Raw genomic sequence first — 19,695 nt, forward strand, 5'->3', positions numbered from 1 at the left:
CCTAGATAATACGAAGTGCTGTCCGGGATGTTACCAGTGCGGTTACTGCTTTGCATTAACCAGACCATGGGATAATTATTAAGGGAGAAACCATGCTGCATAGTCTATTGATCATGATGGTTTTAGGTGCAGTCTATTTGTTGCTTATGAAACAAGCATCCATGGCTGTATGGTCCATCAGTTATGCAATATTTGCATTCTTGGTTATGAAATATGGTTCTCCCAGCTTGCTTGTCCAGGCTGGGTTATGGCTAGGTTTTGCACTGTTCCTCATCGGGTTAATTAGACCGCTTCGCCAAGTATTATTAACCCGTCCCTTATTTCGTGTCGCCCGGCGAGCTATGCCGGCAATGTCTGCCACCGAGCGGGAAGCATTGGAAGCAGGTACGATTGGTTGGGAAGGGGAACTATTCAGTGGTGCTCCAGATTTTAGTCGTTTGCGGTCCGCTCCTGCTCAACCATTAAGCGATGATGAGCTGGCTTTTTTAAGTGGACCTGTGAATACGTTATGCCGCATGATTGACGATTGGGACATTACTCATAATCGCACGGATATGCCACCAGAAATGTGGACATTCATAAAAACGCATGGTTTCCTGGGAATGATCATTCCCAAACGTTATGGTGGACTTGGATTTTCAGCAACAGGACAGATGTCGGTTTTAGTGAAACTGTATAGTCGTTCCGTGACGGTGGCGTCTACCATTTCGGTGCCTAATTCTTTAGGCCCGGCCGAATTGCTCTTAAAATATGGTACAGAAGAGCAAAAAAATTATTATTTGCCTCGTTTGGCGAATGGTACAGACATTCCATGTTTTGCATTGACTGGCCCGAATGCTGGCTCAGACGCTGCATCCATCCCGGATCTGGGCATCGTTTGCCGTGAGCGCATTGATGGGCAAGACGTGTTGGGAATTCGTTTAAATTGGGATAAGCGTTACATTACATTATGCCCAGTTGCAACGGTTATTGGTTTGGCATTTCGCTTGTTTGACCCGGAAAATCTCTTGGGTAAAGGACATGACATCGGTATTAGTTGCGCTTTAATTCCTGCAGACACGCCAGGTGTTATTAAAGGTCGCCGTCATTTTCCTTTAAATATTGCATTTCTCAATGGCCCAACGCAAGGGAAAGATGTTTTTGTGCCTATTGAGTATCTCATTGGTGGTGAAAAAATGGCTGGTCAGGGATGGCGCATGTTAATGGAGTGCTTAAGTGCGGGACGCGCCATATCATTGCCCTCAAGCGCTGCAGGTGGTACCCAAGCCGTTTCTTTGGCCAGCGGTGCTTACGCGCGTGTACGCAAGCAGTTTAATCAACCGATTGGGAAATTCGAAGGCATTGAAGAAGCACTGGCACGCATCGCTGGAAAAACATACATGATCAACGCTGCTTTAGCCATGACCACTGCCGCTATTGACCATGGGGTCAAATCAGCAGTTGCAGGTGCAATCCTGAAATATCATACGACTGAATGGGCGCGTGCAACAGCACTTGACGCCATGGATATTCATGGGGGTAAAGGCATCTGTCTTGGTCCCAATAATTATTTGGGTCGGGGTTATCAAGGCGCTCCCATCAGCATTACCGTGGAAGGGGCTAACATCCTGACCCGCAGCCTAATCATCTTTGGGCAAGGTGCTATTCGTTGTCATCCGTATGTGTTCCGTGAAATGGAAAGCCTTAAGGCAAATGATTTAGCCGCATTTGATCAAGCATTATGGGGACATACCGCATTCATGTTGGCAAATTTTACCCGCTCTTTGTTATTTTCTTTCACCGATGCCCGCTGGACCAGGGCACCAGCGATGACAGAGATAAAACGCCATTATCAATGGATTAACCGGTACAGCAGTCATCTCGCTTTTCTGGCTGATTTTTCCATGATGACTCTCGGAGCGACATTAAAGCGAAAAGAAACATTATCTGCTCGCTTAGGGGATATGCTGAGTTATTTGTATGTTGCTTCAGCGGTTTTAAATCGATTTCAGCAAGATGGGGAACCGGCTGCTGATTTGCCATTGGTTGAATGGTGTTGCCAATATTTATTGCATGAATGTGAGACAGCCATGCAGGGCGTCATTGCCAATTTTCCGCGACGTTGGGGACGAATTATTTTAAGATTGATTTTACAGCCGTTAGGAGGCCAACGAGCAAAACCAAGCGATAAACTAGGCCAGGCAGTGGCACGTTTGTTGATTGAGCCTAATGAAACCCGGACACGTCTAACCCGACTGGTGTTTGCTGAGCCAAGCCAGCAATGTCCTTTGGGGCAATTGGAAGAAGCATTCCATAAATTATGTGCAGCAGAAGCGCTGGAAAAGAAAGTAGCGCAAGGCGTGCGTGAAAAACTCATCCATTCCTTGACGTTGCTTGAACAAATTGAAGAGGCAAAAGCAAAAGGCATCCTCAATGCACAAGAAGCGCGGCAGTTAAAAGAAGCAGAGCTGGCTAGGCAACAAGTCATTGCCGTTGATGATTTCAGTACGGAAGAATTGGCCCGGCAATCGACAGGAGTGAAAGCTGGAAAAAAGCACTCAAGTGAAGAAGACGTGGCATCAGTCGAAATTGCATAATTACCAGGCATAAGATAAGAATACCTGGTTGGCATCTTTGTGGATGCCATTATGAAACGCTTGGCGATGATTTTGTTGTTAATTCGGATGCCGCTTCTCTGGATTCATCTAACAATTTTTCAGAAGATGTTTTGATACCGAGGGTCTCCCGCACTGTTTTTACTAGCTTTGCTAAAAAGTTAAAAACCCAATTGTCACTAAATGAATGTTCCTTGAGGGCACTTTTCTTTTGATCTTGAGTCATGCCTGCTGACCTATCTTGATATTTATCTCTTTCTACATCCTGGGCATTAACAATAGGTTCGGTTCTTTTTAAAAAGTCCGTAAGAATTTTCCCGGCTTTTTCCTCGTCCATGGCATCAATCATCTCATTTAGCTGCGCAATTTTAGCATCGGTTTTGGTTCCAACTCTAAAAAGCATTTCAGTACCACGGCTAGGATCTGGACTTTTTAGGTCAAGTATTTGTTCTACCGTTGGTAAAAACAATTCATCAACAACGGCTTTCCTTGCTCTTATTCTGGTTACATCGGCATTGTTTAAAAAAGCAGAACCATCAAAATTCCTTTGAGTTGTAACCCTATCAATATAGTCCAGTTTATCAAGTTCGGTTAAAAAATTTCGTACGATCTCTTTTAGGCAATCTTTCTTAGGAGTAGGTGATGGCATAATAAATACTCAATTTGATAATTAATTTAATACTAATTTAGTATTAAATTTGCTTTTTTACCAATTTATTTCGCTATTATTATTTTTTATTCGGCACATGTGGTGGTGTTATAGGTATAATTGCATGATAATTTCCGGATATCGCTTTGCGCTATCCAGGCTACGGTTTTTTCTAGATAAAAATAGGATTGTGTTTGTTTTTTGGAAAGTATTGGGGAGCAAGAACCGCTGAGATAGCAATCTCAGGTTAGTGAATTAATGAAACAAATCTGTACTACAGTTATGCTAACGCTTCATCCGGCATAGTGACGTTTAGCTCAAGCACTGCATTATCACCCATGCGTTCTAGATTGACACTGACTTGATCATGGCTGATGGGGATGTATTTCGCAATGACGGCCAGAATTTCTTCTTGCAATTTTGGTAAATAATCGGGCGTATTTCTTTGGGTGCGCTCGTGCGAGATGATGATTTGCAGGCGTTCTTTAGCGACTTTTGCCGTCGTATTACGCTTGCGTAAGTAATTAAAGATACTCATGCTGGGATATCCTCCTTGTTTTTTCCGAACAAACGGCGCAATATTCCTTTGCGTTCCGTATTGATGAACCGCATCGGCCGCTCTTCACCCAAGAAGCGAGCAATGGCATCCTGGTAGGCAAGACCGGCATCACTTTGTTCATCAAGTGTGACTGGAACACCCGTATTAGAGGCTTTAAGCACGGCTTTGGATTCAGGAATGACCCCAATTAATGGGATGGCTAAAATTTCTTTGACATCCTCTACTGAAAGCATGTCGCCTTTGATAACGCGATCGGCATCGTAACGAGTCAACAAGAGATGTTCTTGTATGGGGGCGCTGCTTTCTTTCGCACGTTTTGTTTTGCTGGATAAAAGCCCCAAAATCCGATCGGAATCCCGCACAGAGGATACTTCGGGATTGGTGACTACAATGGCATGATCGGCAAAATACATGGCCATTAAAGCGCCTGTTTCAATACCTGCAGGAGAATCACAAACAATATAATCAAATTCCTTGGATAATTCATTTAATATGTTTTCAACACCTTCTAGTGTTAAGGCATCTTTATCGCGTGTTTGTGAGGCAGGCAGGATATAGAGTTCTGGCAGCCGTTTATCTTTTATCAGAGCTTGTTTTAATGTGGCGTCACCATTAATGACATTGACAAAATCATAAACCACACGACGCTCACAACCCATAATAAGATCAAGATTTCTGAGGCCTATGTCAAAGTCAATGACGACGGTTTTGTGTCCTCGCAGGGCAAGGCCAGATGAAAATGCCGCCGAAGACGTCGTTTTCCCAACGCCCCCTTTACCAGAAGTAACTACAATAATCTTAGCCAACGCTTAACCCTTCCCTTCAGTTGACAAAAGCAATAAACTCGTCTCAGTTTACACGTTCTTCCCAGGTTTATTCAACCATCTATTGGTAAAATAGTTTTCAATATAGGATGTTGTGGTTATTTTTAATTTATTTTGTTCTAAATATATCCTTCCATTTTGTTTCTTCTTTTAAAAAGACGTCTGGATGCCTCTTTAATTTATTAAATTTAAAAGTAAATTAAAAGCGTCGCATAGTAAAAAATTAGTGCAAAACTATTTATTTGAAGCAATAATTATTATATAATGTTCGGTTAACTAAATTGCCGGAGGGTAGTATGCCTCTCTCTATCATCCAACAAGCATTAACGTTTGATGATGTCTTGTTAGTTCCTGCCCATTCTATGATATTGCCAAAAGATGTTTCTTTGAAAACACGTTTGACAAGAGAGATTGAGCTAAATATGCCGCTTATTTCCGCTGCCATGGATACCGTAACCGAAGCACGTCTGGCTATTGCCATGGCTCAAGAAGGTGGAATAGGGGTGATTCATAAAAACATGAGTATTACTTCTCAGGCGGAAGAGGTAAGAAAGGTGAAAAAATTTGAAAGCGGCATGGTTAGAGATCCTGTTTCTGTAACGCCAACCTTGAGTGTTAAGGAATTATTGGATGTGATGGCAAAACACAACTTTTCCGGTGTTCCTGTCGTGGATGATGAGCATTTGGTTGGTATAGTGACCAGTCGTGATATTCGCTTTGAAACCAATTTATCGTTACCTGTTTCAGCGGTGATGACGCCAAAAGAACGTTTGGTTACTGTCAAAGAAGGGGCAGGCCGCGAAGAAATTCGTCGTCTTTTACACAAGCATCGACTGGAAAAGTTACTGGTGGTCAATGATGCATTTTGTCTTAGAGGTTTGATTACTGTTAAAGACATTCAAAAAGCAAAAGAAAACCCTTATGCTTGTAAAGACAGCTCCGAACAATTACGTGTGGGTGCGGCCGTTGGCGTGGGCGAAGGGACAGATGACCGAGTCATGGCTTTGGTTGATGCAGGTGTTGATGTTATTGTGGTTGACACAGCCCATGGTCATTCTCAAGGCGTACTTAATCGGGTTCGGTGGATTAAAAAACATTGTCCTCAGGTGCAAGTGATTGGTGGTAATATCGCTACCGCTGCTGCGGCTCGCGATTTAATTGCGGCAGGTGTTGATGCAGTTAAGGTTGGCATTGGTCCCGGTTCTATTTGCACAACCAGGATAGTGACCGGTGTTGGGGTGCCACAAATTACTGCCATTGCTAATGTTGCCTCCGGTATTCAGGGGGAAGTACCCGTTATTGCTGACGGTGGCATTCGATTTTCAGGGGATGTCTGTAAGGCATTGGCCGCAGGAGCTCATACGGTGATGCTTGGTAGTATGTTTGCGGGGACAGAAGAATCACCAGGGGAAATTGAGCTTTATCAAGGGCGTACCTATAAGGGATATCGAGGCATGGGTTCCATTGGGGCTATGGCTCAGGCGCAAGGTTCAAGTGATCGTTATTTCCAGGATATGAGTCAGGGGACTGAGAAGCTTGTACCAGAAGGGATTGAAGGACGTGTTCCTTATAAAGGTCCAGTACAAACCATCATTCATCAAATGTTGGGCGGATTGCGTTCCTGCATGGGTTACACGGGTTGCGGTACTATCAATTTATTGCATGAAAAAGCAGAATTTGTTCGGGTGACTCATGCAGGTATCCGTGAATCCCATGTCCATGATGTGAGCATTACCAAACAAGCTCCTAATTATCAAATTGACGAATAGCATTGCTGCAAAAAACTCCTGGCCCTTATTAAGAAAGGGCTAGGAGAATAATTAAAAAATAGTTCACCTCCTGGCTTAACAAAACTCTATAGACTGAGATTTATGAAAGATATTAAACAAAAACCATTAGTCATTCTTGATTTTGGTTCTCAATATACCCAACTGATTGGTCGCCGTGTCCGTGAAATGGGGGTTTATTGCGAAATCCATCCATTTGATGTTGATGTGGCTCATTTGCAGAAACTTGCTCCCTGCGGCTTTATTTTGTCCGGCGGACCTTCTACGGTGATTTATGATGCAAATCCTCACGCTCCAGAATGGGTATTTCAATCCGGTATTCCATTATTAGGCATCTGTTATGGCATGCAAACCATGGCGGTACAATTAGGCGGGCGAGTTGAATCCTCTAAACTGCGAGAATTTGGTCATGCAGAACTTCGCATTCATGGACATAGTCAACTGTTGAACCACATTGAAGACCGAACAACGTCGGCCGGGGAAGCTGTGCTCGATGTTTGGATGAGTCATGGTGATAAAGTAACTGAACTTCCGCCTGGATTTGAAGTGATTTGTGAAACCACAAACGCCCCTATTGCAGGCATGGCCGATGAATCACGTCATTGGTATGGGTTGCAATTTCATCCTGAGGTGACGCATACCTTGCAAGGGATGCGAATTTTAGAGCGTTTTGTGATAGATATTTGTAAAGCAAAGACCAATTGGACCGCTGATAATATTATTGAACAAGCGATTGATAAAATTCGTCAGCAAGTTGGTGATAGAAAAGTGTTACTTGGTTTGTCCGGTGGGGTGGATTCGTCTGTAGTGGCTGCTTTGTTGCATCGTGCCATTGGTAAGCAACTGATTTGTGTCTTTGTCGATACAGGCTTATTGAGGCTTTATGAAGCGGAACAGGTGATGACTATGTTTGGCCAACACATGGGGGTTCACATCATTGCTGTAAACGCCGAAGAAAAATTTTTATCTGCCTTAGAGGGCATAAGCTGTCCTGAAACCAAAAGAAAGATAATAGGGAAAACGTTCATAGAAATATTTGAAGAAGAAGCAGCAAAGATTAAAGACGTTAGCTGGTTAGCACAAGGTACGATTTATCCTGATGTTATTGAATCTGCTGCCACTCATATTCGTGGTGGGGCAGAAGTTATTAAGTCGCATCATAATGTTGGCGGATTACCTGAAATTATGAATCTGAACTTACTTGAACCGATTCGCGAATTATTCAAAGACGAAGTAAGGAAAATTGGGTTGGAATTAGGTTTACCTTACAATATGGTTTACCGTCATCCTTTCCCTGGACCGGGACTGGGTGTTCGAATTCTTGGAGAAGTGAAAAAAGTCTATGCAGACATTTTACGTCAGGCGGATGCCATTTTTATTGAGGAATTGCATGAGGCTGATCTCTATCATAAAGTGAGCCAGGCGTTTGCGGTATTTTTACCGGTAAAAAGTGTTGGTGTCATGGGTGATGGACGTCGATATGAATACGTTATCTGTTTGCGGGCTGTTGAAACCATTGATTTTATGACGGCTAAATGGGCGCAGTTACCTTGGGCCTTCCTGGCAAAGGTATCCAACCGAATTATAAATGAGGTAAATGGCGTTTCAAGGGTGACTTATGATATATCAGGAAAGCCGCCAGCAACTATTGAATGGGAATAATTGGCCGTGGTGAATCAAGATGTATTCTGGATGTCACAGGCTATGGATATGGCTTTGAAAGCAAAAGCACAAGGGGAGGTCCCCATCGGAGCAGTATTGATTAGCGAGAATAATCAGTTGCTTGGTTGTGGATGGAATCAAGTGATTCAAACGCATGATCCGACGGCACATGCTGAGATCATTGCCATTCGGAAAGCTTCTTCTTATTTAAAAAATTATCGGTTATTGGACAGCACTTTATACGTTACTTTAGAACCATGCAGTATGTGCGCGGGTGCATTGGTGCATTCACGGATACGGCGATTGGTTTTTGCAACCCGAGATTTTAAAGCCGGTGCGGCAGGTTCAGTTTATAACCTGATACAGGGACACCCTTTAAATCATGCGATTCAGGTTGATGAAGGCCTTTTACAAGAAGAGGCTGCTGCTTTATTGACCGATTTTTTTAAGGATCGACGCAAAAATCCCTCCTAACTTCCCTTAAATAAGGAGAGGAATGATAAGGAGAGGAATGATATGGTTAATGGTTGCTGAGTTCGTCGATTAATTTTTGGCGTAAACGGCTTTGTTGTTCTTTTGATAATGGTTGTCCACCCTGATTGCTTAGGTAAAACATGTCTTCGACACGCTCGCCAGCCGTGGCAATTTTTGCATTGTGCAGGTGAATGTTCTCATTTAAAAAAATGTGACTAATTCGTGCTAACAAACCTGGCTTGTCTCCAGTAATTAAAAACATGCGTGTATTTTGATGTTCTGTGTCGTCATTGAATGTGATTTGCGGTTTGATCTTAAAATGTTCTTGAATGCGGGATAATCTGCGGGATGAAATTTTTGGCATATGATTTTTATCGGCTAAGTGTTGAACCAATGCACGTTGGATGTTGGCAGTTTGGTGCTTATCAAGAAAAGCCTGATTTTTTTCATTAAGAATGATGTAAGTGTCCAAGTCAAAATGATTATCACACGTTAGAATGGTTGCCTCCTGAATGGTAACATGATGATTATTGAGTACGGTGGTGGTAATTGTAAATCGCTCATCGCGATGTGGCATATAGATGAATACTTCTGTGCCGCCATCACTATGATGAGGCATAATGAGTACTAAAGGAAATTGCTGACAAGAAAGTATGGCTTTCGTATGCCTGGCAATGATTGCTGGCGATTCATGCAGGAAGTATTTTCGCTTAAAATGATTCCATAGATTTTGAGCAGAAGTTGGCGATGTATTTTCCTCAGTTAAAATAGCCAAAGCTTGCTGTTTGCGTAAATGAACCAAAGCCGCTTCATCCAGCAATTTTTTTTCATGTTCCATAGCGCTTTTGGCCGCATAATATAATTCTTTTAATAGAGAATCTTTCCATGCATTCCATAAACTTGGATTTGTTGCACAAATGTCTGCAACGGTTAACAAATAAAGGTATTCGAGATAGTCTGCTTTTGGCAGCAAATTACAAAACTGTTGAATGGTTTTGGGATCATAAATGTCTTGCCGCTGTGCGGTTTGTGACATCAATAAATGATTGCGTACCAACCATATTAATAATTGACGGTCATCTGTATTTAAGTGATGGCGTATTGCGAAATCAGAGGCATCAACGACCCCTAATTCAGAATGATCACCGCCACGGCCTTTAGCAATATCATGAAAAAGAGCTGCCAGATAAAGAATTTCACGTTTTTGTAGATTCATCATGAGTTGAGCGCACAACGGAAATTGTCGAGCGTATTGAGCATCAAGAAAACGTCCAAGGTTACGAATAACAAAGAGGGTGTGCTGATCAACCGTATATACATGAAATAGATCATATTGCATTTGGCCGGTGACCATGGCAAAACAATCCAGATAATGCCCTAATACTCCGTAGCGATTCATTCGCTGCAGCGCTTCGTATGGATTGTTTTCTGTTTTCAGAATATCCATAAATGTTTGAATGTTTTTAGGGGAAACGTTAAATCGTTTATCTATAAGATAAAGATGTTGACGAATTAAACGGATAGTATTTGCACGTATCCCTTCAATCGCTGGATTTCTTGCAATCCACAAGAAAATCTGTAGTAAAGTTTCTGGTTTTTGACTGAATCGTTTGGTGTGACGAACTTCAATGTAATTATTTGATAATTGAAAGTTATCATCCAGTGGTACTAGTTTTTGTTTTTGTTGATGAACAATGGTTTCAGAAAACCACTGTAACAGCATTTCGTTCAGTTCTCGACTGCGCTTGATTACTTTAAAATAGGCTTTCATGAATTGTTCAATGGCCAAGGAGTGAGAATTATCTTTATAGTTAAACAAACTTGCCAATTTAATTTGATGGTCAAATAATAAGCGATCTTCTTTTTTAGCGGCTAAGATGTGAAGAGCGAAGCGAACTCGCCAGAGAAAATGCTGACAATACATTAATTCTTCATATTCTTTTGCCGTTATAAATCCATAGTGAATACCATCCTTGAGTTTTTTTATGTCGAAATGTCGCTTACCAATGCCGGATATGATTTGAATATCACGTAATCCCCCAGCGCCGTTTTTAACATTGGGCTCCAGATTGTAGGCTGTTTCACCATATTTTTCATAACGTTGCGCTTGTTCTTGCATTTTGGCAAAAAAGTAATCATGACTGGTCCACATATGAAGTGGGTGTGTTTGATACCTTAACTCTTCCATGAGGGTGCCCCGACCACAAATCAAACGCATATCCAGGATACTGGAAATCACAGTAAGATCGCCACTTGCAAGATGAGCACAGGCATCTACGGTGGTCATTTGGTGACTGACTTCCAAGCCAATATCCCAACAGTCCTGGATGAATGATTGCGCTTGCTGTAACTGCATGTCAGAAATATGGATAGGGTGTAACAACAATAAATCAATATCGGAGTGCAACTGTAATTCACGACGACCATAGCTGCCTAGAGCAAGAAGACAAAAATGTCCTTCTTTATCGAGTTTATGTTTTTGAAAAAGGATTAATAATAATTTATCAAGGTAGGTAACCAGTTTATTGGTGATCGACTTAATATGTATTTTTTGATAAAAATTAACACTTAGCTCATCCTTAAGCCGTTTGATGTCTTGTTTTAATAAACGAGCCTCATGTTTCATAAGACAGTGAAGCCAATTGTAACGATTCCCGTTCTTCATTACGCAAGGTCAAAATCTCAACGCCATCTTCCGTGACTAATAAAGTATGTTCCCATTGTGCCGATAAACTGTGATCTTTAGTGACTACGGTCCAGTTGTCAGGCAATAAACGAGTCTGGGGTTTACCCACGTTAATCATTGGTTCTATAGTAAATGTCATGCCAGGTCGCAGCATTTCTCCCGTTCCTGGTGTTCCATAATGCAATACTTGCGGATCTTCATGAAAGATACGCCCAATGCCATGGCCGCAATACTCACGAACCACAGAACAACGATGAGCTTCCGCATGTTGCTGAATGGCATGTCCAAGATCTCCTAGACGTACCCCGGGTTTTACCATGTTGATTCCAATAAAAAGACACTCATGTGCAACTTTAACCACATGTTTTGCTTTCACAGAGGGTGAGCCAATAAAAAACATCTTACTGGTATCTCCATGGTATCCATCTTTTATTACGGTGACATCAATGTTGATGATGTCACCATTTTTTAATGCTCGTTTTCCAGGGATACCATGACAAACAACATGGTTAATGGAAGTGCATATTGATTTTGGAAATCCATTATAATTTAGGGGCGCCGGGATAGCTTGCTGTTCATGAACGATGTAGTTATGGCATATTGAGTTAAGCTCATCCGTCGTTATGCCTTCTTGCACGTGAGGCGTTATCATTTCAAGAACTTCACCGGCAAGACGACCAGCAATCCGCATTTTTTCAATTTCTTCAGGGGTTTTTATTGTGACAGCCATGAGTGGGATCCATAAATTCTTAAATAATAGCATAATCAGCGGAGTTGTTAACAAGCTCTAAAGGGTATGTTTTTTCAAAAAATTGAAATTTAAGGCAAATAACATGGAGGAGGCGTTTGTTCATCGTTTGTTAAAACGATGAACAAATTTATCATTTAGTCATCCATCTCTTCTTCATTCATTTTTTTCATTTTATTTTTCCACTTGTTTTCCCACTTATCCATCATAGCGGAGAACTTGGCTTTTTGTTGAGCATTAAGGACATTATAGATCTGGTTCTTCATCATGATTTTTGTTTTCATTTTAGAGGCCAGAATTTCTTTTTTTTGCTCAAGCAGCTTGTTGAGCTTTGCTTCATCTATCTTGTCTGATTTGATAAGTTCTTTTACTTGGGTACGAATGGATATCATTTCTTCTTTATTTGCTTGCAGGCTTTTTCGAGCTTCTTCTTTAATGGCTTTGATCTTTTCTTTTTGATCAGCAGTCAGATTTAGCTCTTGGCTTATTTTTTGCATACGCATGCAAGGACATTGACCGTTTTCATGTTGATCAGCAAAGCTGGGGACGCTGAATGTTAGGGATAACGCCAACGCAGGTAACAAAATCATTTTTTTAATCATTTTAATCTTCCTTAAACTTAGTTAGTAAGTGTTACTGTCCTGAAATAGGCACTCACTAGAGTATAGACATTTTATAAAATTTTCCAAGTTTCCAGATCATTACAAGTTGCTTATTATTATTCAAAGTAAATTGATGATAATTGGTAGTTATGATATTATTCCTGCGCTTTTTAACGACACACACGTTTCGGCACATGCGGTAGGGTCCCGCCTGATTAATTATCCTGTTAATTAAGATGGGTGCCGTATGGGAAGCGTGGAGGCTTAACCCTGGAGAAATTAGAATGAATTTAAGTATGCGCGAATTACTAGAGGCCGGTGCTCATTTTGGCCACCGCACCCGTTTTTGGAACCCAAAAATGGCTGAGTATATTTTTGGCTCTCGAAATAAAATCCATATCATTAATCTGGAAAAAACCATGCCGATGATGAACGATGCGTTGAATTTCATCGGTCGTTTGGCAGCAAATAAAGCAAAAATTCTGTTTGTTGGCACAAAAAGAGCTGCACAAGATAGTATTCGTGAACATGCAAAACGTTGTGGAATGCCCTATGTGGACCATCGATGGTTGGGTGGAATGCTAACGAATTATAAAACCGTTCGCCAATCTATTTTTCGTCTGAAAGAATTAAAAAAAATGCGAGATGATGGTGCTTTTGAAACCATGATTAAAAAAGAAGCCTTGATGTTATCTCGTGAGTTGGAAAAACTGGAGCGCAGTTTGGGTGGTATAGAGGATATGGGTGGTTTGCCCGATGCGCTGTTTATTGTTGATGTAGGATTTGAACATATTGCTGTTGAAGAAGCACGACGATTAAGAATCCCAGTCATTGGTATCGTTGACACCAATAATGATCCAGATCTCATTGATTACATTATTCCTGCTAATGATGATTCCATGAGGGCTGTGGAAATTTATGTTCGTTGTGTAGCAGATGCTATCATTGACGCTCAACGAGGTAATACGGTTGGTGGCTTGTCTTCTGATGCGGAATTCATTGAAGTCCCGACCGAAAAAGATTCGAAAGAAGCGGCTAAATAATTTTAAATGAGGGACATGATTGATTGCGCCCTTTATATATCTCTCGCAGTTATTAACTGCGAGAGCAGTTCAGCCTGAATACTATGCAGATTGGGTTTATTGAGCAACCCCTATTTCCCAAACAGAAGGCCTTTGCATGTGCCTTAATCCAGGTTGACCCATGATAATCTATGGAGAAATGAATATGACAATTAGTGCTGCATTGGTAATGAAGTTACGTGAACGTACTGGCGCAGGAATGATGGAATGTAAAAAATTCCTGGTCGCAACCAATGGGGATATTGAGCAAGCAATCATTGAAATGCGTAAAGCCGGGCAAGCCAAAGCGGATAAAAAAGCTGATCGAGTGGCTGCCGAAGGGGTGATTGTTATTGCACGTTCTGCCGACGGACAAAAGGCGGCAATGCTTGAGGTGAATAGTGAAACAGATTTTGTTGCACGCGATGATAATTTCACACAATTTGCTAACCAGGTTGCCGAAACCGCATTGAGTACGCAAGTCTCAGATGTCAATGCCTTAGCTAAAGAAATGCTTGTTGGGCGTCAAAATACGATTGAAGAAGCAAGACAAGCATTGGTAGCAAAAATCGGCGAGAACATTAAATTACGTCGCCTTGAACAAATGCAGTGTGATGGGGTTATTGGCTGTTATCTACATGGAACTCGTATTGGTGTGTTGGTTGCGTTGAAACATGGTGATGAATCTTTGGCTAAAGACATTGCAATGCACATTGCTGCCAGTCGTCCTTTGGTGGTAAGTCGTGATCAGGTTCCAGAAGATGCCATTGCAAATGAGCGTGAAATTTTCACCGCACAAGCACGTGAAAGTGGCAAACCACAAGAAATCATTGACAAAATGATTGAGGGACGTATTAGTAAGTTTATTGATGAAGTCAGTTTGCTTGGCCAGCCTTTTGTTAAAGATCCGAACAAAAAAGTGGGTCAGTTGCTTAAAGAAAAAAATGCTGAAGTTCTCTCATTTACCCGTTATGAGGTGGGTGAAGGCATTGAAAAGAAAGAAGATAACTTCGTTGCTGAAGTAATGGCTCAGGTTCGTGAACAATGATAAATAACAATCAACCAACCCTGAAATACAAGCGTATTATTTTAAAATGCAGTGGTGAAGCATTAATGGGTAAGGCGCAATTTGGTATTGATCCATCCATTTTGGATAAGATAGCCAATGATGTTGCAGAACTTATTCAAATGGGTGTAGAAGTTGGTTTGGTGATTGGTGGTGGAAATTTATTCCGTGGTAAAGCGTTATCAGAAGCTGGTCTTGGCCGGGTAACGGGCGACCACATGGGGATGTTGGCCACAGTGATGAACGCGTTGGCTTTACGAGATTCTCTTGAGCGCATTGATTTACCGGCTAGAATTATGTCGGCAATCCCTATGCTAGGTGTTGTTGATCCTTATCATCGCCGCAAAGCAATGACTCATTTACGTAATGGCCATGCCGTGATCTTTGCTGCAGGAACTGGAAATCCATTTTTTACAACGGATTCTGCCGCTTGTCTACGCGCGATTGAGGTTGGTGCAGATGTTGTATTGAAAGCAACGAAAGTAGACGGAGTTTATTCAGCTGATCCAATTAAAAATCCTCAAGCGATTCGTTATGATTTTTTGACTTACAGGGACGTATTAAGTCAAGGATTGCAAGTTATGGATGCTACCGCTATTTGTTTATGTCAAGATCATGGCATGCCATTACAAGTCTTCAACATGTCAGAACCAAATGCTTTAAGTAAAATTGTTACCGGTGAGCGCATTGGAACCATAATAGGAGCAAATCATGATCAATAAGATCAAACAGGATGCGGAAAAACGAATGCAGAAAACCATTGAGTCATTACGACATGAAATGACTAAAATTAGAACTGGCCGGGCTAATGCCAGCTTGTTGGACCATGTTCAGGTTGAATATTACGGCAGTCTCACGCCGTTGAATCAGGTTGCGAATGTGACTGCTAGTGATGCGCGAACTTTATTGGTTACACCCTGGGATAAATCCATGGTAGCGGCGGTTGAAAAAGCGATTTTAACTTCAGATTTGGGTTTAAATCCCGCGACGGCTGGGGCTGCAATTCGGGTACCTATGCCTCCTTTGACCGAAGAACGACGCAAAGAAATGATTCGTGTGGTTCGAGGCGAAGCGGAGCAGGGGCGAGTTTCTATTCGTAATATTCGACGAGATGCAAATAATCAACTTAAAGAGTTGGTTAAAGAAAAAGAAATTTCTGAAGATGATGAGCGTCGTGGGAATGAGGTAATCCAAAAATTGACGGATAAATACATTGCCGATGTAGACGTGATTTTAGCAGAAAAAGAAAAAGATTTAATGGAAATATAGAACGTGTTGCCACGGAATTAAGGAAGCTTTTAAATGTCGGCAACATATCCCCAATTTGAATCCCATGATAATTGTTTTAATCGTTGGCTGCTTTTTAGCAGATCTATCAGTGGAAGAATAGTATTTGCACAAGATGCGAGGATCACCATATTTGCTGTTCCTTTTACCGGTAGGGATAGGACTGATTGATTGAAATGCGTGCGAATATGTTGAAATATCGGCCATTGTTCACGTAGGTTTGCTAAATTAACGGCAAGTGTGCCGTGGGGAAGTAAGAGTCTTCGACAGTGGGCAAAAAAATGACTGTGATTGCAATGTTGGGGAAAAGAATGAGCATCAAACAGATCAACCATTAAATGATTGTAGATTTTTTGGTTTTGCTGCATAAATATATTTGCATCCCGCCGAATAACGTTTAAGTTAGCTAATCGATCCATCATAAAGTATGTTTTGGCAAGCCTAATAACTTCAGGGTTATGCTCTACCACATCAAGATGATAATCAATAAGGCAAGAGGACAAAGCATGAGCAACGCCTCCACCTCCTAATCCTAATAAACAGCAATTGGCTGGTTGGGCACGCACACTGATGGTCAATGGTTTAATATAATCAAGTGCAGGTCTTTCGGGATGACGACGATTGATTAAAGTTTGTACTGCATTACTGTCCAAAGTTAGCCAACGATATAATGGATTTTGATAAACGTTAATTCCATTCGGAGAATGATAAATGCATCGTCCGCCCAGTGTTTTCCACCTCATCTTGTTCATGATGACCATATTCAAGCAAGCAACGAATTAAAAACAGCTTTTAACGGTGTTTTCCAGTTGAAACGGATAAATACTGCCCAAATTAAGTATAGCTGTTAATTCATCCAGTGCTGAAAAACACTCATCAATTAATGTCGGGTCAGCCAGATCGTCGGCGTGTAATTGCGTGCGGTAATGCCGCTGTACCCAGCTTTCCAGATCATCGAGCAGTGTATCATTAACCAAAACACCTTGATGCATGGCTGCTAATTCTTGTTCATTTAATGGAACACGTAGACGTAGACAAGCAGGTCCTCCTCCATTGCGCATGCTTTGTTTAAGATCGAGATAATGGACTTCAATAAGAGGGTTAGTGTCGTCAGCGAGCATTTCATCAATGAATGATTTGATTTGTTGATGATGTTGACATTCAATCGGTGTTATCAGTACCATTTTTTTCTTGCCATGCTCATCAGGTAAGGTAATCAATTGCGAGTTAAACAAATAGGTGTTTACCGCGTCTGCAATTGAAATCCGATTAGTGCGGACTTCAATAATATGCAAAGGAAAATTGGCAAGCTGTTGCAGCGCTGCTAAAACATCCGCTTGATGTAAAAAAGCTTCTTCATGAAGGAAGAAGAGCGATTCATTGGCCACACCAATCACATCATTGTGAAATACGCCTTGATCAATCACTTCAGGATTCTGGCAAACAAATAAGGTTTGTTGCAGGTTAAGCTGATGCTTACGTGCGACGGCTTGTGATGCTTCCAATGTTTGTCTCGCTGGAAAACGACGTGGACAAGGACAGGAGTTATTTGCTGGCAAGGCTCGCTTGCCATATACAAATAGATTAATGGCGGGGGTATTGTGAGAGGCGCATAAACGGTTATGATTGGCTGCTCCTTCGTCGCCAGTCACTAAGGTTTTAGGCAAAGGCTCATGATGGTGAAAAAATTGTTCATTAGCAAATATCTTTTTTAGCAGTTGGTGAGAATAGTCGGCTTCCTGATATCGATGCAGATTTCCTACTAAGTTGGCTGCGGTAAAGTGCACACGATGATCTCGGGTATCTAGGCTTGCAGAGATGGTTGCTGCATTAGCGGTCCACATGCTTGATGCCGAATAACAGGCACTGAGTAAATTGGGGTCGGTTTTTTTCGCTTGGCTTATTTGCTCAGCTGGCGAACCATAAAACCCCAATTGATGGAGTAAATGAAGATTAGGTCGTTGATGGGGTGGTAGCAGAGCCTGCTTTACTCCCAAGTGATGCAATAAGCGCATTTTTGCAAGTCCCTGACAGGCTGCAGAATTGGGATTGGCAACGGTAAAGGCATTAAACGTTGATGCAATATTTCCTAGCGAAAGTCCGGCATAATGGTGGGTGGGACCAACAAGCCCATCCATATTTAATTCATATACTTTCATGGGGCTCTCCTGTAGCACCTGTCTCTTTTATACATCTTTTACACTCTAATATAATTCAATGCCAGGTAATAATTTGGGGGGAGTCGATAATTGTGGCTGTTCCAGACTCGCAATAGGATAGGCACAGTAATCGGCGGCATAGTAAGCGCTAGGGCGGTGGTTGCCGCTATGGCCGATGCCGCCAAACGGCATATTACTTGCTGCGCCAGTCGTTGGTCGATTCCAGTTGATTATTCCGGCACGAACGGTTTGATAAAATTGTTCGTAGTGTTGGTCGTTATCCGTCATAATACCTGCTGCCAAGCCATATTGGGTTTGATTGGCAAGGACGAGAGCTTGTTCAAAATTATGATAACGGTAGATTTGCACCAAGGGTGCAAAAATTTCTTCATCAGAAGGATTTTCAACACCACTCATATCTATAATGCCTGGGGAAAGCAAGCCAGTATTATCTGCGAGCAAGGACATGGCAAGCAATGAATTACCTCCTTGTGTTCGCAATTGCTCTTGAGCTTTAAGGTGCATCAAAGCATGAGAATGGCGGATCACAGGGCCGATAAATGGTTCAGGCACATCCTTAAACGTTCCTACACGAATTTTTTTACATAATCGAATGAAGCATTCAAGAAATTCATCACCAAATTTAGTGTCCGGAATTATGACTCTCCTGGCGCAAGTACAACGCTGGCCTGCGGTTATCAAGGTAGATAGTAAAGTATGATACAAAGCGGCTTGCAGGTCTTTTACGGCATCGATCACTAAAGGATTATTTCCACCCATTTCCAAGGCAAGAATAATGCCTGGACGGTCACTAAACTGCTGATGGATGGCTAAACCAGTTTTGTAGCTGCCAGTAAAATACACACCTTGAATATTTTTCTGCAACAATGTCTTAGCACAAGAGGCATCACCCTGAATGCAATTAAGAACACCAGGTGGTAAACCGCTATCATGCCAGCATTGAATGATTAACTCTGCGACGGCAGGCGTTAATTCGCTGGGCTTATAAACAACCGTATTTCCGGCTAATAAAGCGGGTACAATATGGCCATTGCTTAAATGCGCAGGGAAATTAAAGGGTCCTAGGACAGCAACAACACCATGCGGCTTATAACGCAGATGGCCAATAGCGTCTGGGGTATTTATTTTTTTCTCATAGGTGCGCTCTTGATAAGCTTGAACAGACAGCCCAATCTTACCAATCACCGCATTGACTTCAGTTTCCGCTTCCCATAATGGTTTTCCTGTTTCAAGTGCTATTAAATAGGTCAGCTCTTGGCGCCGCATTTCAACTTGTTTGGCAAAATTTTGTAAATAATTTGTACGAGTGGCGAAATCAAATCTGCTCCAGAGTTTTAAGGCATGTTGTGCTGCAGCAACTGCTGCAGCGATTTCTTCCGTTGTAGCGTTTCTACCTTCCCATACGCAAGTGCCTTCGGCCGGATTGATCGACATGAATGCATCACCGGAGCCGCTTATCCAATGCCCATCGTAATAATGACAAGAATTATTTTTTTTTGAATCATTGTCCATAGTG

At 41.8% G+C, this 19,695-nt stretch carries 17 protein-coding genes; 8 read left to right on the plus strand and 9 right to left on the minus strand.

All coding sequences use genetic code 11. The features are described 5' to 3' along the window. Window positions 1-92 precede the first annotated feature (92 nt). Window positions 93-2,576, plus strand: coding sequence for an acyl-CoA dehydrogenase (locus tag E1O52_RS06085; RefSeq protein WP_133127816.1), 2,484 nt, complete (start codon window positions 93-95; stop codon window positions 2,574-2,576). Window positions 2,577-2,625: 49 nt separating this feature from the next. Here E1O52_RS06085 and E1O52_RS06090 read toward each other — a convergent pair whose 3' ends face one another. The 3 genes from E1O52_RS06090 to minD all read right to left on the minus strand — a co-directional run bounded on the left by E1O52_RS06090 (window position 2,626) and on the right by minD (window position 4,608). Continuing rightward, a complete protein-coding gene (locus E1O52_RS06090; RefSeq protein ID WP_133127817.1) occupies window positions 2,626-3,243 on the minus strand; it encodes a hypothetical protein in 618 nt (205 codons plus the stop codon). Between the two features lie 280 nt (window positions 3,244-3,523). Further along, window positions 3,524-3,781: a cell division topological specificity factor MinE gene (gene minE, locus E1O52_RS06095; RefSeq protein WP_133127818.1), complete on the minus strand. Its 258-nt coding sequence runs from the start codon at window positions 3,779-3,781 to the stop codon at window positions 3,524-3,526. Then, complete coding sequence (gene minD / locus E1O52_RS06100) at window positions 3,778-4,608, minus strand: septum site-determining protein MinD (RefSeq protein WP_133127819.1); 831 nt, start codon at window positions 4,606-4,608, stop codon at window positions 3,778-3,780. The genes minE and minD overlap by 4 nt, the downstream gene beginning before the upstream one ends. 314 nt (window positions 4,609-4,922) lie before the next feature. On the opposite strand from minD, the gene guaB reads away from it, so the two are divergent. The 3 genes from guaB to tadA all read left to right on the plus strand — a co-directional run bounded on the left by guaB (window position 4,923) and on the right by tadA (window position 8,549). After that, complete coding sequence (gene guaB, locus E1O52_RS06105) at window positions 4,923-6,395, plus strand: IMP dehydrogenase (RefSeq protein WP_133127820.1); 1,473 nt, start codon at window positions 4,923-4,925, stop codon at window positions 6,393-6,395. Window positions 6,396-6,497: 102 nt separating this feature from the next. Beyond that, entirely contained in the window at window positions 6,498-8,075 is a 1,578-nt protein-coding gene (gene guaA / locus E1O52_RS06110; protein ID WP_133127821.1) for a glutamine-hydrolyzing GMP synthase, read from the plus strand. A 6-nt stretch (window positions 8,076-8,081) separates the two neighbouring features. Then, complete coding sequence (gene tadA / locus E1O52_RS06115) at window positions 8,082-8,549, plus strand: tRNA adenosine(34) deaminase TadA (RefSeq protein WP_423202716.1); 468 nt, start codon at window positions 8,082-8,084, stop codon at window positions 8,547-8,549. 46 nt (window positions 8,550-8,595) lie between these two features. Here tadA and glnD read toward each other — a convergent pair whose 3' ends face one another. The 3 genes from glnD to E1O52_RS06130 all read right to left on the minus strand — a co-directional run bounded on the left by glnD (window position 8,596) and on the right by E1O52_RS06130 (window position 12,486). Further along, window positions 8,596-11,175: a [protein-PII] uridylyltransferase gene (gene glnD / locus E1O52_RS06120; RefSeq protein ID WP_133127823.1), complete on the minus strand. Its 2,580-nt coding sequence runs from the start codon at window positions 11,173-11,175 to the stop codon at window positions 8,596-8,598. After that, a complete protein-coding gene (gene map, locus E1O52_RS06125) occupies window positions 11,165-11,965 on the minus strand; it encodes a type I methionyl aminopeptidase (RefSeq protein ID WP_133127824.1) in 801 nt (266 codons plus the stop codon). The genes glnD and map overlap by 11 nt, the downstream gene beginning before the upstream one ends. 155 nt (window positions 11,966-12,120) lie before the next feature. Continuing rightward, window positions 12,121-12,486, minus strand: coding sequence for a Spy/CpxP family protein refolding chaperone (locus E1O52_RS06130; RefSeq protein ID WP_207384182.1), 366 nt, complete (start codon window positions 12,484-12,486; stop codon window positions 12,121-12,123). A gap of 383 nt (window positions 12,487-12,869) precedes the next feature. On the opposite strand from E1O52_RS06130, the gene rpsB reads away from it, so the two are divergent. The 4 genes from rpsB (at window position 12,870) to frr (ending at window position 15,981) form a co-directional block, all read left to right on the plus strand. Further along, on the plus strand, window positions 12,870-13,628 hold the full coding sequence (gene rpsB / locus E1O52_RS06135) for a 30S ribosomal protein S2 (RefSeq protein WP_133127826.1): 759 nt from the start codon (window positions 12,870-12,872) through the stop codon (window positions 13,626-13,628). Window positions 13,629-13,812: 184 nt separating this feature from the next. Next, window positions 13,813-14,694, plus strand: coding sequence for a translation elongation factor Ts (gene tsf, locus E1O52_RS06140; RefSeq protein ID WP_133127827.1), 882 nt, complete (start codon window positions 13,813-13,815; stop codon window positions 14,692-14,694). Next, window positions 14,691-15,434, plus strand: a complete 744-nt coding sequence (gene pyrH, locus E1O52_RS06145) for a UMP kinase (RefSeq protein WP_133127828.1) — start codon at window positions 14,691-14,693, stop codon at window positions 15,432-15,434. The genes tsf and pyrH overlap by 4 nt, the downstream gene beginning before the upstream one ends. Beyond that, on the plus strand, window positions 15,424-15,981 hold the full coding sequence (frr, locus tag E1O52_RS06150; protein ID WP_133127829.1) for a ribosome recycling factor: 558 nt from the start codon (window positions 15,424-15,426) through the stop codon (window positions 15,979-15,981). Before pyrH ends, frr begins: the two co-directional genes overlap by 11 nt. Before the next feature lie 29 nt (window positions 15,982-16,010). Here the strand turns inward: frr and E1O52_RS06155 are convergent, their stop codons facing one another. The 3 genes from E1O52_RS06155 to astD are packed head-to-tail and all read right to left on the minus strand — an operon-like array spanning window position 16,011 to window position 19,691. Continuing rightward, window positions 16,011-16,742: a spermidine synthase gene (locus E1O52_RS06155; protein ID WP_133127830.1), complete on the minus strand. Its 732-nt coding sequence runs from the start codon at window positions 16,740-16,742 to the stop codon at window positions 16,011-16,013. Window positions 16,743-16,778: 36 nt separating this feature from the next. Further along, window positions 16,779-18,158, minus strand: coding sequence for an N-succinylarginine dihydrolase (astB, locus tag E1O52_RS06160; protein WP_133127831.1), 1,380 nt, complete (start codon window positions 18,156-18,158; stop codon window positions 16,779-16,781). A 45-nt stretch (window positions 18,159-18,203) separates the two neighbouring features. Continuing rightward, a complete protein-coding gene (gene astD / locus E1O52_RS06165; RefSeq protein WP_133127832.1) occupies window positions 18,204-19,691 on the minus strand; it encodes a succinylglutamate-semialdehyde dehydrogenase in 1,488 nt (495 codons plus the stop codon). Between the last annotated feature and the right edge of the window lie 4 nt (window positions 19,692-19,695).

Origin of the sequence: Legionella nagasakiensis (assembly GCF_900639915.1) — a bacterium.
In the GTDB taxonomy this organism is placed as follows: domain Bacteria; phylum Pseudomonadota; class Gammaproteobacteria; order Legionellales; family Legionellaceae; genus Legionella_A; species Legionella_A nagasakiensis.